The following is a 15,259-nucleotide window of genomic DNA, read 5'->3' as shown; positions in this document are numbered from 1 at the left end:
CGCTCCTACAGTGAGCAGTGCCAGCAGTACCAACAAACCCCGGAGAAATCCGGGGTTTGTCGTTTCTGGCCACCCCGCTATCATTCGCGGATCTTTTGGGGGGATTTGACTGATGCTCAATGGCCTGTGGCTTGGCTTCTTCATCGTGGCAGCCGTATCGGCGCTGGCGCAGTGGCTGATCGGCGGTAATGCCGGGATTTTCGCGGCAATGGTGGAAAGCATTTTTTCCATGGCCAAGCTGTCGGTCGAAGTCATGGTGCTGCTGTTTGGCACCCTCACCCTCTGGCTGGGTTTTCTGCGCATTGCCGAGAAAGCCGGGATCGTCGAATGGTTGGCCAAGGCCCTGGGTCCGCTGTTTTTGCGCTTGATGCCGGAAGTCCCGCCTGGTCATCCGGCCATCGGCCTGATCACCCTGAACTTCGCTGCCAACGGCCTGGGCCTGGACAACGCCGCCACGCCGATCGGTCTCAAGGCCATGAAAGCGCTGCAAGAACTCAATCCCAGCGCTACCGCCGCCAGCAACGCACAGATCCTGTTCCTGGTGCTCAACGCCTCCTCGCTGACCCTGCTGCCGGTGACCATCTTCATGTATCGCGCCCAGCAAGGCGCGCCCGACCCGACGCTGGTGTTCCTGCCGATCCTGTTGGCGACCAGTTGCTCGACCATTGTCGGCTTCCTGTCGGTGGCGTTCATGCAGCGCCTGCGCATCTGGGACCCCGTGGTGCTGGCTTACATGATCCCCGGTGCCCTCGCCCTTGGTGGGTTCATGGCGTTACTGGCGACCCTTTCGGCGACCGCGCTGGCCGGTCTGTCATCGATCCTCGGCAACCTGACGCTGTTTGGCCTGATCATGCTGTTTCTGCTGATCGGCGCGCTGCGTAAGGTGAAGGTCTACGAGGCCTTCATCGAGGGTGCCAAAGAGGGGTTCGACGTCGCCAAAAACTTGCTGCCCTATCTGGTGGCGATGCTCTGCGCGGTGGGCGTATTGCGAGCCTCCGGTGCGCTGGACTTCGGCCTGGAAGGGATTCGCCATCTGGTCGCGTGGGCTGGCTGGGACACGCGATTCGTCGATGCGCTGCCGACGGCGATGGTCAAACCCTTCTCCGGTAGTGCTGCCCGGGCGATGCTGATCGAAACCATGAAGACCTCGGGCGTCGACAGCTTTCCGGCGCTGGTGGCGGCAACGGTCCAGGGCAGTACCGAGACGACGTTCTATGTCCTGGCGGTGTACTTCGGCGCCGTGGGCATCCAGCGCGCGCGCCATGCCGTCGGTTGTGCGTTGCTGGCGGAGCTGGCCGGGGTGCTGGGTGCAATCGGGGTTTGCTATTGGTTCTTTGGTTGATCGGCCCTGTCAGCCAATGCTTTCAGCGCCGCCTTGCGTTCGCCCGCGGGCAAGGCGCCGAGCTTCTCCACGGCGGTATAAAACCTGAGCCAATCGTCATCCACCTGATGGAACAGCGCGGCAAATGCCGGTACCCATTGGTCGTATAAACCAAACGGCAATAGCCGGGCATTGTTCATCGGGGCATAGATCCAGGTGTCGTAGCGTTTGTCTGCGGCCCACTGACTGTCACGCAACTGCCGGTATTCGCTGCGCAAGCGCTCGAACTCGGCAGCCTTGCGCTGGCGCATTTGTCCGGTTGGCAACGGCAAGGTGTAGAGCTTTTCCAGTCGGGTGCGGGTCCTGAGCACCAACGCAGTGAACTGGTTGCGCTGACGCGCCTGCGCATTGTTATCCGGTGGCAGGAGGCGGTAGGCGCGCCATTGGCGAGTACCTTCCTGCTCGACGAAGGTGGCGAAGGATTCGTTGAACTCCGTGTCGTCCTTCACATAGAAGCGTTGATGGGCCAGCTCGTGAAAGATCAGCGTGGCCAGTCGCTCGTCCCCCCAGCCCATCATCGAATTGATGATCGGATCGTTGAACCAGCCGAGTGTCGAATAGGCCTCGACACCGCCAATCGACACGTCCATGCCCTGCAAGCGTTGCAAAGCTGCTTCGCCGCGGGCTGCACTCTGGCTGTAGTAACCGCGATAAGCCACGCAACCGGCGATGGGGAAGCAGTGGTTTACGGGTTTGAGGGAAAACTCCGGCGTGGCGAAGACATTCCAGACGACGAAGGGGCGCCCGATGTCTGCGTACAAGCGGTAGCTCTGGTTATCCGGCAGGTGCAATTGCTGGCTGGCGAACGTTCGGGCCTTTTGCGATTGCTCCAGGTGGGTACGCAGTTTTTGATCGCGCGCCGGGTCGGCAACCACGCTGGAAACAGGCTCCCTCGCCCGCAGCAACTGCAGTTGGCCGCTGGCCAGTTGGTTGTAGTAGCTGACGCCGGCGCAACCGTTGAGCAACAAAAACATCACACCCGGAAACAAAACGCGAAAAACGCGATCAAGTAATCCAAGGCTAGGAAGCGGCCTGAACACAATAATTCTTCCTTGGAGAGTCTTTGCGCAAGATTATCCCGCCTGACTGGAGTTCCGCTATGCGCATGTTGATACTGACAGGAGGCCTGCTGATGCTGGCCGGCTGTGCTTTTTTCGGACTACCCCGCCCTGATCCTGCGCAAGCCTGGATCGACCTGGACTCGAAGCAAGAAGATACGACTTTGCAGGCGCTGGAGGTCGATGACAAGGCCACCGGCGACAAACGCTATTTCCAGGTCCAGCCCGGTAGCCATGAGCTGACGGTCCGTTACCAATTCTCGGTCCAGCCCACCAACATCGGCCCTGATGCCGAACCGTTGTGGCGCGATTGCCAGTTGAACGTGAAATTCAACGACTTCAACGCGGGCGAGCGTTATCGGCTAAAGGTGGGGAACATCGGTTTTCGGCCTTGGGCGAAACTCTACGATGAACAGCGAAAAGTGATTGGCCAAGGCACGCCTGCGGGCTGTCAACACACCTGATCGGCGTTATGCTGAATGTATAACCCCTTGGGACATTCATCATGTACAGGTTGATGTTGTTGCTGGCTGCCAGCATTGTCGCTGGCTGTCAGAGCCCGATGCCAACGGCTAATCCAAAGATGGCCTGGGTCGAATTTTCCACGCCCTTCCCTAACGATAAGTTGCTGATGGCTGAGCGTCTGGATAAACAGCGCTTGTCCGACGGGCGTTTTTTTGAGGTTATGCCTGGCAGCCATGAACTGATCGTCCGCTTCGACTTCGAAGTACCTGGCGGCGGGGGCTTGAACATGATGGGCGGCCCTTCTGAACGTATATGTTACTTGACCATCAACTTCGATCATTTCGAAGCCGGCCAACGTTATGTGCTTGAAGGCCGCTCGATTGCCTTCACCCCTGAAGCCAGGCTATACAACGCCAAGCGGGAGATCGTTGCAGAAGATCGGGAGTCTTACTGCTTGATGTGAGGTGTCAGCGGTCGTTCTTCTGGTAGATGATTTTCTTGGTGCCGTTTTCGCACGAGCCAACGACCATGTTCTGGTCGTGGACCTCGTCGTTGGTGACGATTTCAAGCGTGTAGGCGGTGACGCCACTGGCCTGGATCTTGGCTTCGATCTCGGCCTTGAGTTCTTCGCAGGGTTTAGGTGCCGCGAGGGCCGAAGTGGTCAGTGCGCAACAGATAACCGCCAGGGCAAAACGTTTCATGTTGAAGCTCCTTTGACGCAGCGCGCACAGTCGTGGGTTTTCGCTGCTGTCGTTTATTCGACCACAGTTTTAGCGGGCAAATCTGTCGCGACGCAAAAAAGATCGCAGACTTGAGCACTTTTTGCCGAATGATCCCGGCATGTTGCTCAAGGCAGCGATCTTTTGTTCTCAACAGAAACCTGGTCGACCAATGTTGCCTCCAGGCCGATCTTCGCATTCAGCACCTTGGACACCGGGCAGAACTGTCCGATCAATCTGCTTTTTTCGCGGGATTTTTTACCGGGCTATTGAAACTCGGGTATATGCCCACATTGCATGTACACGCTTTTGGATTCGGCAGGTTTCCATTCGCAAGAACAAACCTGCACCCTCATTTGGAGAAGCAGGTTTATGAAACGACTGTCCGATATCAAGTTCTCGACCCTCGATCTGGTGCCGGTGCGCGAGAACGGCAGCGCGGCCCAGTCGCTGCGCAATTCGCTGGATCTGGCGCAGCACGTCGAGAAATTCGGTTACAACCGTTTCTGGGTGGCTGAGCACCACAATATGGACGGCATCGCCAGTTCCGCGACTTCGGTATTGCTCGGTTACCTGGCCGGTGGCACGTCGACCATTCGAGTCGGTTCGGGTGGGGTGATGTTGCCCAACCACGCACCGTTGGTGATTGCCGAGCAGTTCGGCACCCTGGAAAGTCTTTATCCGGGCCGCATTGACCTGGGCCTGGGGCGCGCGCCCGGTTCCGACCAGATGACCGCACGTGCGCTGCGTCGTGAACGCTCCGGCAGTGCCGACGATTTCCCGGAAGATGTCGCGGAGCTGGTGCGCTATCTCGGGCCGCGTACTCCGGACCAGCGCATCATCGCCATGCCGGGCACCGGGACCAATGTGCCAGTCTGGTTGTTGGGTTCGAGCCTGTTCAGTGCGCAACTGGCCGGTGAGCGTGGTTTGCCCTACGCCTTCGCATCGCATTTCGCACCGCGCTACATGCATGAAGCGATTCGGGTCTACCGCAATCACTTCAAGCCGTCAGCCGTTTTGGACAAGCCCTACGTGATGCTCGGCGTGCCTTTAGTGGCAGCCGATACCGACGAGCAGGCCGATTACCTGGCGACTTCGGTGTTTCAGCGGATTCTCGCCCTGATGCGTGGCCAAAGCCTGGTACAGCGTCCACCGGTGAAGACCATGGACGGCCTGTGGCTGCCCCATGAGAAAGAGGCCGTGCACGATTTCCTTGGCCTGGCCATGATCGGCAGCCCCCAGAAAATCCGCGCCAAACTCGAGGTCCTGATCGAACAGACCCAGGCTGACGAGCTGATTTTCACCAGTGACCTGTACGAACATTCGGATCGCGTGCATTCCTACGAGTTGCTGGCGCAGGTCATGCGAGGCTGATACTCAAACGACAGGCATAAAAAAGCCGGCGCCATGGCGTCGGCTTTTTCATTGAGACGGGAATCGGCCTATTTTTTATAGACGATCACTTTGGCGCCTGCTTCGCATTTGCCAACTACTTGCCCGCCGGCAGCGGCACCTTTATCGACAATCTCCAGCGAATATCCGGAAACTCCCTTGGCATCAAGTTTCGCTGCGATTTCGGCTTTCAGCTCGTCGCATGGCTTGCCGACCGCCAATGCGGTCCCTGCAAGGCTCAACAAACCTACTGCCAACATAAACTTCTTCATCGGTTGCATTTTCCCTGGTCGGATCATAGGGGTAACCAGCCGTCAGCCGGACGCGCTCATGGAGCGCTTTGCCATTCCCTATGGCATTCGGCTGGCGTGCAAGTTCAGAAGACTAGCCCAAAGTCAGCTGCTGGCAATCCGGAACCCGACTTTCAAGGTCACCTGAAAGTGCGCAGCCTTACCGTCCCTGATGTGCCCACGGGTCTCGGTCACTTCAAACCATTCCATGTACTTGATGCTCTTGCTGGCTTCGGTCAGAGCGTTGTTGATTGCATCTTCGATACTGCTGGTGGACGAGCCAACCAGCTCGACTTTCTTGTAGGTGTGATGGTCAGACATGGCGTTCTCCTCGGCGTGTGAATTACAGCCTAGCAGTGATTTTTCCTATTTTTTCTGTTGGTCGCTCTGTGGATGAAGTTCAGGTTTTCTGCACTTTCTCGAACCCCTGAAGTCCCAATCAACACATGCCACTCATCACCAATGCAGGAGAGCCACCATGGCCAACACCTCGTTACGCAAAGCCTCATTGCAAAGCATGGAAGCCGAGATCGAGAGTCTGCTCAAGTCTTTGGAAAGCTTGAAGGACGACGCCTCGGACGAGTCGCGTAAAACACTCAAGACCCTGAAAAGCAACGCCGAGAATGCCTTGAAGCACTCGCGCCATTTGCTGGCCGATGCCTATGAAGAGGTCAAGGTCAAAACCCGCGAAACCGGGATTGCCACCCGGGACTACGCCCAGGAACACCCCTGGACAACAGCCGGTGTCGCCGTGGGCGCATTAGGCCTGCTGGCCGCTTATCTGTTGTGCAAGCGTGATTAATCCGTTCGACGCAGTTCGTTCTTGAGCCACTGCGCCAGTTGCCGGGCGCGCCCGTCCGCGGCGCGCTTGGGGAGCCACAACGCCAGGTGTGCCGGGGTTTCACTGAAGCCCCATGGTGCAACCAGGCGACCGGCCTTCAAGTCCTCCGCCACCAGGGGTTCGGGGGCAATCGCCACACCCAGACCCGCGACGGCGGCTTCCAGCAAGTAATACAAATGTTCAAATCCCTGACTGTACTTCAGCGCCCTGGCGTCGAGTCCGCGTGGTTGCGCCCAGCTCGGCCAGGCTTGCGGGCGTGAGGTGGTGTGCAGCAAAGGCTCGCTCAGCAGTACAGTGTCCGGCGCGTCCTTGAGCCGTTCATAGCCGGTGAACCGTGGGCTCATGACCGGGCCGATGCGTTCGCTGGCCAGCTCAAAAACCTGCATGTCCGCGGGCCAGGGGGGCTCGGCAAATACCAGCAAGGCATCCAGCCCCGGCCTTCGCGGGTCGAGATCGCCTTCTCCGGCCGACAAGTGCAGGCGCAAGTCCGGCAGGTCGGCATTGAGTCTCCCCAGTCGCGGGATAAACCAGCGCGCCAGCAGGCTTCCCGAGCAACCGAGCACGAATGGCGCATCGGCTGTGCTTTGTGTGAGTTCGGCGCAAACGCTGCGCAGGCGCTCGAAAGCTTCGCTGCTGGCGTCGCGCAGGCGTAACCCGGCATCTGTGAGTTTCAGGCCGCGACCGTCCTTGATGAACAGGCTTACGCCGAGGTGTTCTTCAAGCACCTTGAGTTGCCGGCTGACGGCCCCATGGGTGACGTGCAACTGTTCGGCCGCCTGACTGACGCTGTTCAAGCGGGCAGTGGCTTCGAAGGCACGAAGCGCGTTCAGCGGAGGAAGGTCATGGCTCATGGGATCTGTGAGTTTTCCTGACAGGTTGTGGCGATCTTATCGGTTTTCAGGCCGGGGCGTCAGGGGTAGAGTGAAGCCCACTATCTCTTTATGCATCACTTCACGCATTCAACTGGAGCGCCAAATGACCCAGACTAATCTGCGCAACGGCCCTGATGCCAACGGCCTGTTTGGCGCGTTCGGCGGTCGCTACGTTGCCGAAACCCTGATGCCGTTGATCCTCGACCTGGCCCGTGAATATGAGCTGGCCAAGGAAGATCCTGCATTCAAGGAGGAACTGGCCTACTTCCAGCGCGACTACGTCGGACGTCCAAGCCCGCTGTACTTCGCCGAGCGTCTGACCGAGTTCTGTGGCGGCGCGAAGATCTACCTCAAGCGCGAAGAGCTGAACCACACCGGCGCGCACAAGATCAACAACTGCATCGGCCAGATCCTGCTGGCGCGGCGCATGGGCAAGAAGCGCATCATCGCTGAGACCGGCGCCGGCATGCACGGTGTGGCCACTGCCACCGTCGCCGCGCGTTTCGGTCTGGATTGCGTGATCTACATGGGCACCACTGACATCGAACGTCAGCAGGCCAACGTGTTTCGCATGAAGCTGCTGGGTGCCGAGGTGATCCCGGTGGTGGCCGGCACCGGCACGCTGAAGGATGCGATGAACGAAGCCCTGCGTGACTGGGTGACCAACGTTGACAGCACCTTCTACCTGATCGGCACCGTGGCCGGTCCGCACCCTTATCCGGCGATGGTTCGCGACTTCCAGGCCGTGATCGGCAAGGAAACCCGTGAGCAACTGCAAGCCCAGGAAGGCCGTCTGCCAGATAGCCTGGTGGCGTGCATTGGCGGTGGTTCCAACGCCATGGGCCTGTTCCACCCGTTCCTCGACGACAAGAGCGTGGAAATCATCGGCGTTGAAGCTGCCGGTTACGGCATCGAGACCGGCAAGCATGCGGCCAGCCTGAACGGCGGCGTACCGGGTGTGTTGCACGGCAACCGCACCTTCCTGCTGCAGGACGACGATGGCCAGATCATCGACGCCCACTCGATCTCTGCTGGCCTGGACTACCCGGGTATCGGCCCGGAACACGCCTGGTTGCACGACATTGGGCGCGTTCAGTACACCTCGGTGACCGATGACGAAGCCCTCGCCGCGTTTCACCAGTGCTGCCGTCTGGAAGGGATCATCCCTGCCCTGGAAAGCGCCCATGCCCTGGCTGAAGTGTTCAAGCGCGCACCGAGCCTGCCAAAGGATCACCTGATGGTGGTCAACCTGTCCGGCCGTGGCGACAAAGACATGCAGACCGTGATGCACCATATGGAACAATCAAAGCAGGAGAAACACTGATGAGCCGCCTGCAAACGCGTTTTGCCGAACTCAAGGAACAGAACCGCGCCGCCCTGGTGACCTTCGTGACCGCCGGCGACCCGGGTTACGACACGTCCTTGGCCATCCTCAAGGGCTTGCCGGCGGCTGGCGCCGACGTGATCGAACTGGGCATGCCCTTCACCGACCCGATGGCTGACGGCCCGGCCATCCAGCTCGCCAACATCCGTGCGTTGGGTGCCAAGCAGAATCTGGCGAAAACCCTGCAAATGGTTCGCGAGTTCCGCCAGGACAACAACGATACGCCGCTGGTGCTGATGGGGTACTTCAACCCGATCCACATGTACGGCGTGCCGCGCTTCATCGCCGAAGCCAAAGAGGCCGGCGTTGACGGCCTGATCGTGGTCGACCTGCCGCCGGAGCATAACGGCGAGCTGTGCGACCCGGCGCAGGCCGCGGGCCTGGATTTTATCCGCCTGACCACGCCAACCACCGACGATGTGCGCCTGCCGACCGTTCTCAACGGCAGCTCCGGCTTCGTCTACTACGTCTCTGTGGCTGGTGTGACGGGTGCCGGTGCCGCCACGCTCGAACACGTCGAGGAAGCGGTCGCCCGTCTGCGCCGCCATACCGACCTGCCGATCAGCATCGGTTTCGGTATCCGTACCCCAGAGCAGGCGGCGTCCATCGCTCGCTTGGCTGATGGAGTGGTGGTGGGTTCGGCATTGATCGACCAGATCGCCAATGCCACCTCCCCGGAACAAGCCGTGGATGGTGTGCTGAGCCTGTGCTCGGCACTGGCGGACGGCGTGCGTAAAGCCCGCGTCAGCTGAAGGTAAAGCTCCTAAACGCTGTAAACCTTGTGGGAGCAAGCTCGCTCCCATAAGGTTGCGGTATCAAGGCAACTCTATCCCGCCTGACGCCTTGTGCAATTTGCGCAGGTGCTCGCCAATCTGTTTCACGTTGGCCTCATTGGCAGCCATTTCGGCGGCACGGCCCGGTTCAAGCAACGCTCTCACTTCCTTGTCCAGGTCCCCGGACAGCGCCAGGAGCTGCTTCTGGCGCTGGCTGCTTTCCGATTCCAGGTGCTCCCACTCGCTCGACTGTGGCAAGCCATAACCGTTGGTGCCCAGCAGCTCCGCCGGTCGGCTGAGGAAGCCACTGTTGGCGAGAATGTCCTTGAGCGTCTCGTTGGCCTTGTCCATGCCGCCATTCTTCAGTTCTCGGGCGCCCAGATAACGCTGTTTCACTTCATCCTGGGCCAACAGCAACTGCCGACGGAAACTCGCTTGCTCCAGTAGAAGCAACGCCGCACTGGTGCGCAAATCAGCCTGCTCGAACCACTGCCGACGCTGCGCGGCTTTCAAGTCGAGCCAGTCTTCGACGGTTTCCTGTTTGATCGGCAAGTGCTTTTTCAGGACTTCGAACATGGCTTGATAGCGATCGCGGAAGGAGTCGAAACGATAACCCAGGCGCAGGGCTTCCCGTGGGTCGTCCAGCACACTGGTGTCCGCCAGTCCTCGGCCCTTGAGCACTTCCAGCAAACCGTTGGGCATGATGTTGTCGAGTCCAACCAACTGCGGGTTGTTGGTTCCGCCGCGCAGCAATTTCAGTTCTTCCACTGCGCAGTTGTTCGACAGGAAGAAGTAGTTGCCGTCATAGCTCCAGTGCATCTCGGCGGCACGTCCCACCACGTCTTCAATCTCTCTGCGCGACAGGTTCAGGGGCACGGAGGCCAGGCTGCGCAGTTCGGTCTTGGTGTATTCGTCAATGACCTGGGACAGCGGCAGGATAAACAGCCGCGACGGGTATTTACCGACCAGACCATCCCAGCTCGACAGCTGTACGTCGCCGACGAAGGCCCGGTACGACAGCACCAGATGCTGGTCCAGGTCCAGTCGACAATCCGGTCCGCGTGGTCTGCCCGGGGCGCAGATCACCAGGCGCAACATGCTGTGGCCCCAGCGGCTGAACAGGTTCTGGTTAGCTTCGGCCAGCAGATAGTCAACGGCATACACCCGCTCCGGATCGACCTGGCCCAAAGGTGTCTTGGCGAAGTCGTTGCCGGCATTGAGGAACGCGAAGGTTTTATTGCAGGTGTTTTTGGCGGCGGGCGCCCAACCGAAATGTTCCTTGTAGTAGCGGTACAGTGCGGGTCGGCGGCAGGCGTAGCTCGGGTCGAGGAGGAAATACTCCATGTTGACCGCGACGAATTCCTTTGGACTGCTGGTCTCGTAGATATCCGGACTGCGGGCAATCTGGCGGTTGTGCTGTTCGCGTTCACCGCGACGGCCTACGTATTGCTGCCAACCGGCGAGGTCGAGCAGGCGTGGATCATCACTGAGGGTAAAACGCCGATCCGACTGGCCCCGGCATTGGTCGGGAATGCCAACCAGCCCTGAGCTGTTGTTGCGCTGGGTGCAGCGTTGAATCAGCTTGCGTTCGGCATCCGGCCACAGGCGTGAGCGATCGTAGATGTGAGTCAGCTCGTGCAAAACCGTGGCCAGCATTTCCCGGCGCACGGTGCCATGGGGACGATGGGTTTTCCTGGTCGCGGCACTGCCATCGGTGAGGCCGGCCAGCAGGTTGCGGTTCAGATCGAGCTCGGACACCAGTGATGCCTGACCGTAGGCGTTGCGTGGCATGTCATCGGTCCAGCCAACGTCGATGCGTCGATCGAGTTGCTCGATAAAGCGTGGCGGCAGCGCCTGCATGGCTTCATCGAGCAACGCCTGGCTGGCTTGCTGTTGTGCGGGTGTCAAACCTGCGGTTTTGAGCTGTAACTGAAGGCCTGCGTGGGCCGTGTTGCCGAGCAGCAACACGGCCCCAGCCAGCAGCCAGGCGCATGGACGCTTCACAGTGCGAGGATGGCTTCGGCGAGGTCCTGGTCACTGGCGTCGCGCGCTTGCGGCACGCGGGTGCGCAGCAAGTCGAAAGCGGATTCCAGGTGAGCGCCACGAATGTCGCCATTGCTGGCAACGAAACTGGCGGCGTCGTCCTGGGCTTCGCGCACGATTTTCGAATCGCGAATGGACGTTGTGGTGTCAGAGGTGAAATCGAGGGTGCGCTGGGTAGCACGGATCAGAATATTACTGGTGGCAACCAGAGTATGTGCCTGGGCCACATCGGCCAACAGTAGCAGGCCTAAGGTGGCAGCAATCAGCGGGTTACGCATGGAATGACTCCAGAAAAACAGGGATAACTATTGGACGAGAATTGCTTGTGCCAGTTCAAGGTCGCTGGCATGAAGTTTTGCCTGGGTTCGGCGCAGATACCGCAGGGCCGACTCCAGTCGTGCGCCTCTCAGTTGGCCGTCACTGGCAATGAATGCCGCAGCGTCATCCTGGGCGGCGAGCAGCAGTTTATGGTCGAAGGGGGCGCTGGTCACCAAACTTGTGGCGTAACCGCTGGCGACGATGCCTTGGGTGGACAGGTTGAAGGCGTCATAAGCGTGGGCTGATCCGCAGCAGCCAAGGGTAAGAAAGACTGGAGCGATCAATAAAGCTGAAGGGAAACGCATGAGGCTCGACAGTTGAATGTGAGTCTCAAGCCTAGCGCAAGGCCCGTTCTAGAGCCAGCGCCGAAACATTGGGGCGCGCCGGGCGTGCCCCATGTCTGTGCAGTCGTTTAGATCGTCAGGATCGCTTGCGCCAGTTGGGCGTCGGTTGCGTTCAGCTGTGGCGCCTGGCGGTGAATGTGGTCGATGGCGCTTTCCAGTTTCACGCCGCGGATGGAACCTTCACTGGCGACGAAGCTGGCAGCGTCGTCACGGGCCGCGAGGACGATCTTGTCATCCTTGAACGAAGACGAGATGACGTCGGAGGTCGCATCGGACGTGGCTTTGAGCGCGTTGACGACAGCGTCAGTGGTCACGATGAAGCTGCTGGCTTGGGCACTGGCAGCCACGGCAAACAGGGTCGCAGCGCTAAGCAGGCGAAGACGGGACATGGGGTAACTCCTTAGGGTAAACCAATTGAAAAATGGCGCAGTGTCTGCAAAGTCAGACGCCAGGCGCTTGGCGCTCGCCACGTTCTAGTTTGATATTAGGCCTGAGTGTGTCAGTTCGAACAGCCCGTCATGCAAACAGGAAGTCAGCGCCAGAACGGTTTATCCAATTCATTGATGCGGTCGGCGTGGCTGATGCCGAGATCCGATAGCTGACGATTATCGAGTTGAGCCAGTAAACGTCGTGTTCTCGCCCTTTCCAAACTAGCGAAGACACCTGTTAACAGGTGTCTAGCCCAGCTCAAGCAAGGTCTCGATTGAACCGATGGGGTGGAAACATCCTGTAAAGAACTCATGGTGAGGTCCCTGTCCTGATAAGTGGAGAGCTCCATGCTGACACTGGCCGAATATCCGCTACAGACACACCGCGACAATATTGTACTCATCCAGTTAGTTGTTTTTTCAAACTGTACTGGTGTTCACGGTTCCCTACTGTAAAAGCAGATTTGACAGGCCAAAACGACAAAACCCGTCGTGGTTTCCCACGACGGGTCTTGTTTTTTCAATTCGGGTTGCTGGCGGTGGACCTTCAGGTCAGAGCCAGCGACGCTAACTTAGCGCCAGAACGGCTTGCTCAGCTCTTCGTAGCGTTGTGCTTCGCTAATCCCGGCGTCAGCCAGCAGACGCGAATCCAGGCGAGCCAGTTGATGGCGGCTGGTGATGCGGCGCTGCCACAGCATCAGATTGGCGATAACGCGCAGAGGCAGGGAGGCCTGGGTTTTTGCAGCAGTGTCTTGAAAGAACAGATCGGAACTGAGTGTACGTTCCATGGTGGTCATCCTTCCGCTTATGGCGGGATTAGGTAGTGGTTTAACTGGTGCCCATGATCCTCTCGTTTGCCTAGTCTCTGTAGATACAGTTCATCTGTATTGTGAGGGCTCAGTTAACTGTTTATAGGGGGTGTACTGGTCGAAATTGAGGCAACTGTACCTGTACGCACTATTAAGGTGCGAAATTGCTGTTTTTGCCCGATGGGGTAGGAGTTTTCCCTAGGAAATGACCGGTACAGCAGTACAGTTTTTTCAATATTACGAAGAGGCGAGAGCAAGCTGACGAACCTGTGTTTGCGCCAGCTGCAATCTGTACCAATTACTTCTTCAGCATTTGCCCGGTTTCTTCCAGGTTTATGTGCCAGCTCAAGGCGTCACGCAGGATGTGCGGGGTGTGCCCGCCGATGGCGCACGCGGCGGTGAAGTAATCATTCAGCGCCTGGCGGTAATCCGGGTGCACGCACTTGTCGATGATGATCCGGGCACGCTCCCGCGGTGCCAGGCCTCGCAGGTCTGCCAGACCGACTTCGGTCACAAGGATGTCGACGTCATGTTCGGTATGGTCAACGTGGCTGACCATCGGCACCACGCTGGAGATCGCACCACCCTTGGCGATCGACTTGGTCACGAACACGGACAGGTGCGCGTTGCGCGCGAAGTCGCCCGAGCCACCGATGCCGTTCATCATCCGTGTACCGCAGACATGGGTGGAGTTGACGTTGCCATAGATGTCGAACTCCAGGGCGGTGTTGATGCCGATGATGCCGAGGCGGCGCACGACTTCAGGGTGGTTGGAGATCTCCTGCGGGCGCAGGACCAGTTTGTCCTTGTAGCGCTCCAGATTGCCGAACACGTCGGCATTGCGCCGGCTCGACAGGGTGATCGAACTGCCCGAGGCAAAACTCAGCTTGCCAGCGTCGATCAGGTCGAAGGTCGAGTCCTGCAGCACCTCGGAATACATCGTCAGGTCTTCGAACGGCGAGTCGATCAGGCCACACATCACCGAGTTGGCGATGGTGCCGATACCGGCTTGTAGCGGGCCGAGCTTGTTGGTCATGCGCCCGGCTGCCACTTCCTGTTTGAAGAAGTCGATCAGGTGGTCGGCAATGGCCTGAGTCTCGGCGTCCGGTGCCAGCACAGTGGAGGGTGAGTCAGCCTGGTTGGTGACCACGATGGCGACGATCTTTTCCGCAGGAATCGGGATGGCGGTGCTGCCAATGCGGTCGTCGACCTTGACCAGTGGAATCGGCGTGCGGGTTGGACGGTAGGTCGGGATATAGATGTCGTGCAGACCTTCGAGGTTCGGGTTGTGCGCCATGTTGATCTCGACGATCACGTGCTTGGCGAAAATCGCGAAGCTGGCCGAGTTGCCGACCGAGGTGGTTGGCACGATATGCCCTTGCTCGGTGATCGCTACGGCTTCAATCACGGCAATGTCCGGCAGCTTCAATTGCTGGTTGCGCAATTGCTCCACAGTTTCCGACAAGTGCTGGTCGATGAACATGACCTCGCCGGCATTGATCGCCTTGCGCAGGGTGCTGTCGACCTGAAACGGCATGCGTCGCGACAGCACGCCGGCTTCGGTCAGTTGCTTGTCGAGGTCGTTGCCCAAGCTTGCGCCAGTCATCAGGCTGATCTTCAGCGGCGTGACCTTGGCACGCTCGGCCAGCGCCTGGGGGACGGCCTTGGCTTCGCCAGCGCGAGTAAAGCCACTCATGCCGACGGTCATGCCGTCCTCAATCAGAGCGGCAGCGTCGGCAGCGCTCATCACTTTGTCCAACAACGAAGGCAGGCGAATACGGTCACGGTACATGGATTGTTATCTCGGGCAACAGGTAGCAGGACGTGCAGTCTAGTGAATTGCGCCGGCTTCTGTCCCGCTACCAAGGTCGCAATCGAGGCGTCTATTCCGGGTCTTTCAAGCAAAACACCGTTACCGGATCGGTAACAAAAGAATGGTTTGTCCGACGATTTGCGCAAACAAAAACGCCCCGACGAGTCGGGGCGTTCTGTGTACCGCAGAGGGTTACTCGACAGCCTTGACCATGTCTTCGATGACCTTCTTGGCGTCGCCGAACACCATCATGGTCTTGTCCAGGTAGAACAGTTCGTTATCCAGACCGGCATAGCCGCTGGCCATCGAGCGCTTGTTGACGATGATGG

20 protein-coding genes are annotated in these 15,259 nt (G+C 59.0%); 7 read left to right on the top strand and 13 right to left on the bottom strand.

The window, feature by feature from the left end; translation table 11 throughout:
* Nucleotides 1–112 precede the first annotated feature (112 nt).
* The gene (locus tag KW849_RS23190; RefSeq protein WP_218431427.1) at nt 113–1,342 is read left to right on the top strand and encodes a nucleoside recognition domain-containing protein; all 1,230 of its coding nucleotides are present in this window, start codon (nt 113–115) and stop codon (nt 1,340–1,342) included.
* On the opposite strand, the gene KW849_RS23185 is transcribed toward KW849_RS23190, so the two are convergent.
* On the bottom strand, nt 1,324–2,421 hold the full coding sequence (locus KW849_RS23185; protein ID WP_218431426.1) for an aminopeptidase: 1,098 nt from the start codon (nt 2,419–2,421) through the stop codon (nt 1,324–1,326). The two genes, KW849_RS23190 and KW849_RS23185, sit on opposite strands and share 19 nt — an antisense overlap.
* A gap of 59 nt (nt 2,422–2,480) precedes the next feature.
* Between KW849_RS23185 and KW849_RS23180 the strand changes: the two genes are divergently transcribed.
* Both KW849_RS23180 and KW849_RS23175 read left to right on the top strand, forming a co-directional pair.
* A complete protein-coding gene (locus KW849_RS23180; RefSeq protein ID WP_218431425.1) occupies nt 2,481–2,903 on the top strand; it encodes a hypothetical protein in 423 nt (140 codons plus the stop codon).
* A 41-nt stretch (nt 2,904–2,944) separates the two neighbouring features.
* Nucleotides 2,945–3,367 carry a hypothetical protein gene (locus KW849_RS23175; RefSeq protein ID WP_218431424.1) on the top strand — a complete coding sequence of 141 codons (423 nt, stop codon included), beginning with the start codon at nt 2,945–2,947 and terminating at the stop codon, nt 3,365–3,367.
* 4 nt (nt 3,368–3,371) lie between these two features.
* On the opposite strand, the gene KW849_RS23170 is transcribed toward KW849_RS23175, so the two are convergent.
* Nucleotides 3,372–3,605, bottom strand: coding sequence for a DUF1161 domain-containing protein (locus tag KW849_RS23170; protein ID WP_218431423.1), 234 nt, complete (start codon nt 3,603–3,605; stop codon nt 3,372–3,374).
* Between the two features lie 390 nt (nt 3,606–3,995).
* Between KW849_RS23170 and KW849_RS23165 the strand changes: the two genes are divergently transcribed.
* Complete coding sequence (locus KW849_RS23165) at nt 3,996–4,997, top strand: LLM class flavin-dependent oxidoreductase (RefSeq protein WP_108218718.1); 1,002 nt, start codon at nt 3,996–3,998, stop codon at nt 4,995–4,997.
* Nucleotides 4,998–5,065: 68 nt separating this feature from the next.
* Here KW849_RS23165 and KW849_RS23160 read toward each other — a convergent pair whose 3' ends face one another.
* A complete protein-coding gene (locus KW849_RS23160) occupies nt 5,066–5,287 on the bottom strand; it encodes a DUF1161 domain-containing protein (protein ID WP_218431422.1) in 222 nt (73 codons plus the stop codon).
* A gap of 123 nt (nt 5,288–5,410) precedes the next feature.
* The gene (locus tag KW849_RS23155) at nt 5,411–5,626 is read right to left on the bottom strand and encodes a dodecin (protein ID WP_015092929.1); all 216 of its coding nucleotides are present in this window, start codon (nt 5,624–5,626) and stop codon (nt 5,411–5,413) included.
* 157 nt (nt 5,627–5,783) lie between these two features.
* Between KW849_RS23155 and KW849_RS23150 the strand changes: the two genes are divergently transcribed.
* Nucleotides 5,784–6,107 carry a YqjD family protein gene (locus KW849_RS23150; RefSeq protein ID WP_007969764.1) on the top strand — a complete coding sequence of 108 codons (324 nt, stop codon included), beginning with the start codon at nt 5,784–5,786 and terminating at the stop codon, nt 6,105–6,107.
* On the opposite strand, the gene KW849_RS23145 is transcribed toward KW849_RS23150, so the two are convergent.
* Nucleotides 6,104–6,997 (bottom strand): LysR family transcriptional regulator, encoded by an 894-nt coding sequence (locus KW849_RS23145; RefSeq protein ID WP_218431421.1) that lies wholly within the window; start codon nt 6,995–6,997, stop codon nt 6,104–6,106. The genes KW849_RS23150 and KW849_RS23145 overlap by 4 nt on opposite strands.
* Before the next feature lie 124 nt (nt 6,998–7,121).
* Here KW849_RS23145 and trpB point away from each other — a divergent pair, with 124 nt between their 5' ends.
* Together trpB and trpA are read left to right on the top strand one after the other, a co-directional pair.
* On the top strand, nt 7,122–8,342 hold the full coding sequence (gene trpB / locus KW849_RS23140) for a tryptophan synthase subunit beta (protein ID WP_218431420.1): 1,221 nt from the start codon (nt 7,122–7,124) through the stop codon (nt 8,340–8,342).
* Complete coding sequence (gene trpA / locus KW849_RS23135) at nt 8,342–9,154, top strand: tryptophan synthase subunit alpha (protein ID WP_218431419.1); 813 nt, start codon at nt 8,342–8,344, stop codon at nt 9,152–9,154. The genes trpB and trpA overlap by 1 nt, the downstream gene beginning before the upstream one ends.
* Before the next feature lie 63 nt (nt 9,155–9,217).
* Here the strand turns inward: trpA and KW849_RS23130 are convergent, their stop codons facing one another.
* From KW849_RS23130 to KW849_RS23095, 8 genes are all read right to left on the bottom strand, one after another.
* Nucleotides 9,218–11,179 (bottom strand): DUF4105 domain-containing protein, encoded by a 1,962-nt coding sequence (locus KW849_RS23130; RefSeq protein WP_218431418.1) that lies wholly within the window; start codon nt 11,177–11,179, stop codon nt 9,218–9,220.
* A complete protein-coding gene (locus tag KW849_RS23125) occupies nt 11,176–11,496 on the bottom strand; it encodes a DUF2388 domain-containing protein (RefSeq protein WP_218431417.1) in 321 nt (106 codons plus the stop codon). The genes KW849_RS23130 and KW849_RS23125 overlap by 4 nt, the downstream gene beginning before the upstream one ends.
* A 27-nt stretch (nt 11,497–11,523) precedes the next feature.
* Nucleotides 11,524–11,841, bottom strand: a complete 318-nt coding sequence (locus KW849_RS23120) for a DUF2388 domain-containing protein (protein WP_218431416.1) — start codon at nt 11,839–11,841, stop codon at nt 11,524–11,526.
* 107 nt (nt 11,842–11,948) lie between these two features.
* The gene (locus KW849_RS23115; protein WP_218431415.1) at nt 11,949–12,269 is read right to left on the bottom strand and encodes a DUF2388 domain-containing protein; all 321 of its coding nucleotides are present in this window, start codon (nt 12,267–12,269) and stop codon (nt 11,949–11,951) included.
* A gap of 143 nt (nt 12,270–12,412) precedes the next feature.
* Nucleotides 12,413–12,622: a DUF1127 domain-containing protein gene (locus KW849_RS23110; protein WP_218431414.1), complete on the bottom strand. Its 210-nt coding sequence runs from the start codon at nt 12,620–12,622 to the stop codon at nt 12,413–12,415.
* Nucleotides 12,623–12,880: 258 nt separating this feature from the next.
* A complete protein-coding gene (locus KW849_RS23105; protein ID WP_108218709.1) occupies nt 12,881–13,096 on the bottom strand; it encodes a DUF1127 domain-containing protein in 216 nt (71 codons plus the stop codon).
* A 319-nt stretch (nt 13,097–13,415) separates the two neighbouring features.
* Entirely contained in the window at nt 13,416–14,909 is a 1,494-nt protein-coding gene (locus KW849_RS23100; RefSeq protein WP_108218708.1) for an acetyl-CoA hydrolase/transferase family protein, read from the bottom strand.
* A gap of 213 nt (nt 14,910–15,122) precedes the next feature.
* A partial coding sequence (locus KW849_RS23095) for an NAD(P)(+) transhydrogenase (Re/Si-specific) subunit beta (RefSeq protein ID WP_218429155.1) occupies nt 15,123–15,259 on the bottom strand: 137 nt, incomplete at its 5' end.

It is taken from the genome of Pseudomonas sp. PDM26, assembly GCF_019219185.1.
Classification (GTDB): domain Bacteria; phylum Pseudomonadota; class Gammaproteobacteria; order Pseudomonadales; family Pseudomonadaceae; genus Aquipseudomonas.
This window is presented reverse-complemented; position numbering and strand designations above follow the sequence as displayed.

What these genes read in the sequence shown, in the direction of transcription:
- KW849_RS23125 (WP_218431417.1), bottom strand. Translation starts at nt 11,496, where the DNA reads ATGCGTAACCCGCTGATTGCTGCCACCTTAGGCCTGCTACTGTTGGCC.
- KW849_RS23160 (WP_218431422.1), bottom strand. Translation starts at nt 5,287, where the DNA reads ATGAAGAAGTTTATGTTGGCAGTAGGTTTGTTGAGCCTTGCAGGGACC.
- KW849_RS23110 (WP_218431414.1), bottom strand. Translation starts at nt 12,622, where the DNA reads ATGAGTTCTTTACAGGATGTTTCCACCCCATCGGTTCAATCGAGACCT.
- KW849_RS23170 (WP_218431423.1), bottom strand. Translation starts at nt 3,605, where the DNA reads ATGAAACGTTTTGCCCTGGCGGTTATCTGTTGCGCACTGACCACTTCG.
- KW849_RS23190 (WP_218431427.1), top strand. Translation starts at nt 113, where the DNA reads ATGCTCAATGGCCTGTGGCTTGGCTTCTTCATCGTGGCAGCCGTATCG.
- KW849_RS23105 (WP_108218709.1), bottom strand. Translation starts at nt 13,096, where the DNA reads ATGGAACGTACACTCAGTTCCGATCTGTTCTTTCAAGACACTGCTGCA.
- trpB (WP_218431420.1), top strand. Translation starts at nt 7,122, where the DNA reads ATGACCCAGACTAATCTGCGCAACGGCCCTGATGCCAACGGCCTGTTT.
- KW849_RS23100 (WP_108218708.1), bottom strand. Translation starts at nt 14,909, where the DNA reads ATGTACCGTGACCGTATTCGCCTGCCTTCGTTGTTGGACAAAGTGATG.
- KW849_RS23180 (WP_218431425.1), top strand. Translation starts at nt 2,481, where the DNA reads ATGCGCATGTTGATACTGACAGGAGGCCTGCTGATGCTGGCCGGCTGT.
- KW849_RS23150 (WP_007969764.1), top strand. Translation starts at nt 5,784, where the DNA reads ATGGCCAACACCTCGTTACGCAAAGCCTCATTGCAAAGCATGGAAGCC.
- KW849_RS23165 (WP_108218718.1), top strand. Translation starts at nt 3,996, where the DNA reads ATGAAACGACTGTCCGATATCAAGTTCTCGACCCTCGATCTGGTGCCG.
- KW849_RS23145 (WP_218431421.1), bottom strand. Translation starts at nt 6,997, where the DNA reads ATGAGCCATGACCTTCCTCCGCTGAACGCGCTTCGTGCCTTCGAAGCC.
- KW849_RS23120 (WP_218431416.1), bottom strand. Translation starts at nt 11,841, where the DNA reads ATGCGTTTCCCTTCAGCTTTATTGATCGCTCCAGTCTTTCTTACCCTT.
- KW849_RS23175 (WP_218431424.1), top strand. Translation starts at nt 2,945, where the DNA reads ATGTACAGGTTGATGTTGTTGCTGGCTGCCAGCATTGTCGCTGGCTGT.
- KW849_RS23155 (WP_015092929.1), bottom strand. Translation starts at nt 5,626, where the DNA reads ATGTCTGACCATCACACCTACAAGAAAGTCGAGCTGGTTGGCTCGTCC.
- trpA (WP_218431419.1), top strand. Translation starts at nt 8,342, where the DNA reads ATGAGCCGCCTGCAAACGCGTTTTGCCGAACTCAAGGAACAGAACCGC.
- KW849_RS23115 (WP_218431415.1), bottom strand. Translation starts at nt 12,269, where the DNA reads ATGTCCCGTCTTCGCCTGCTTAGCGCTGCGACCCTGTTTGCCGTGGCT.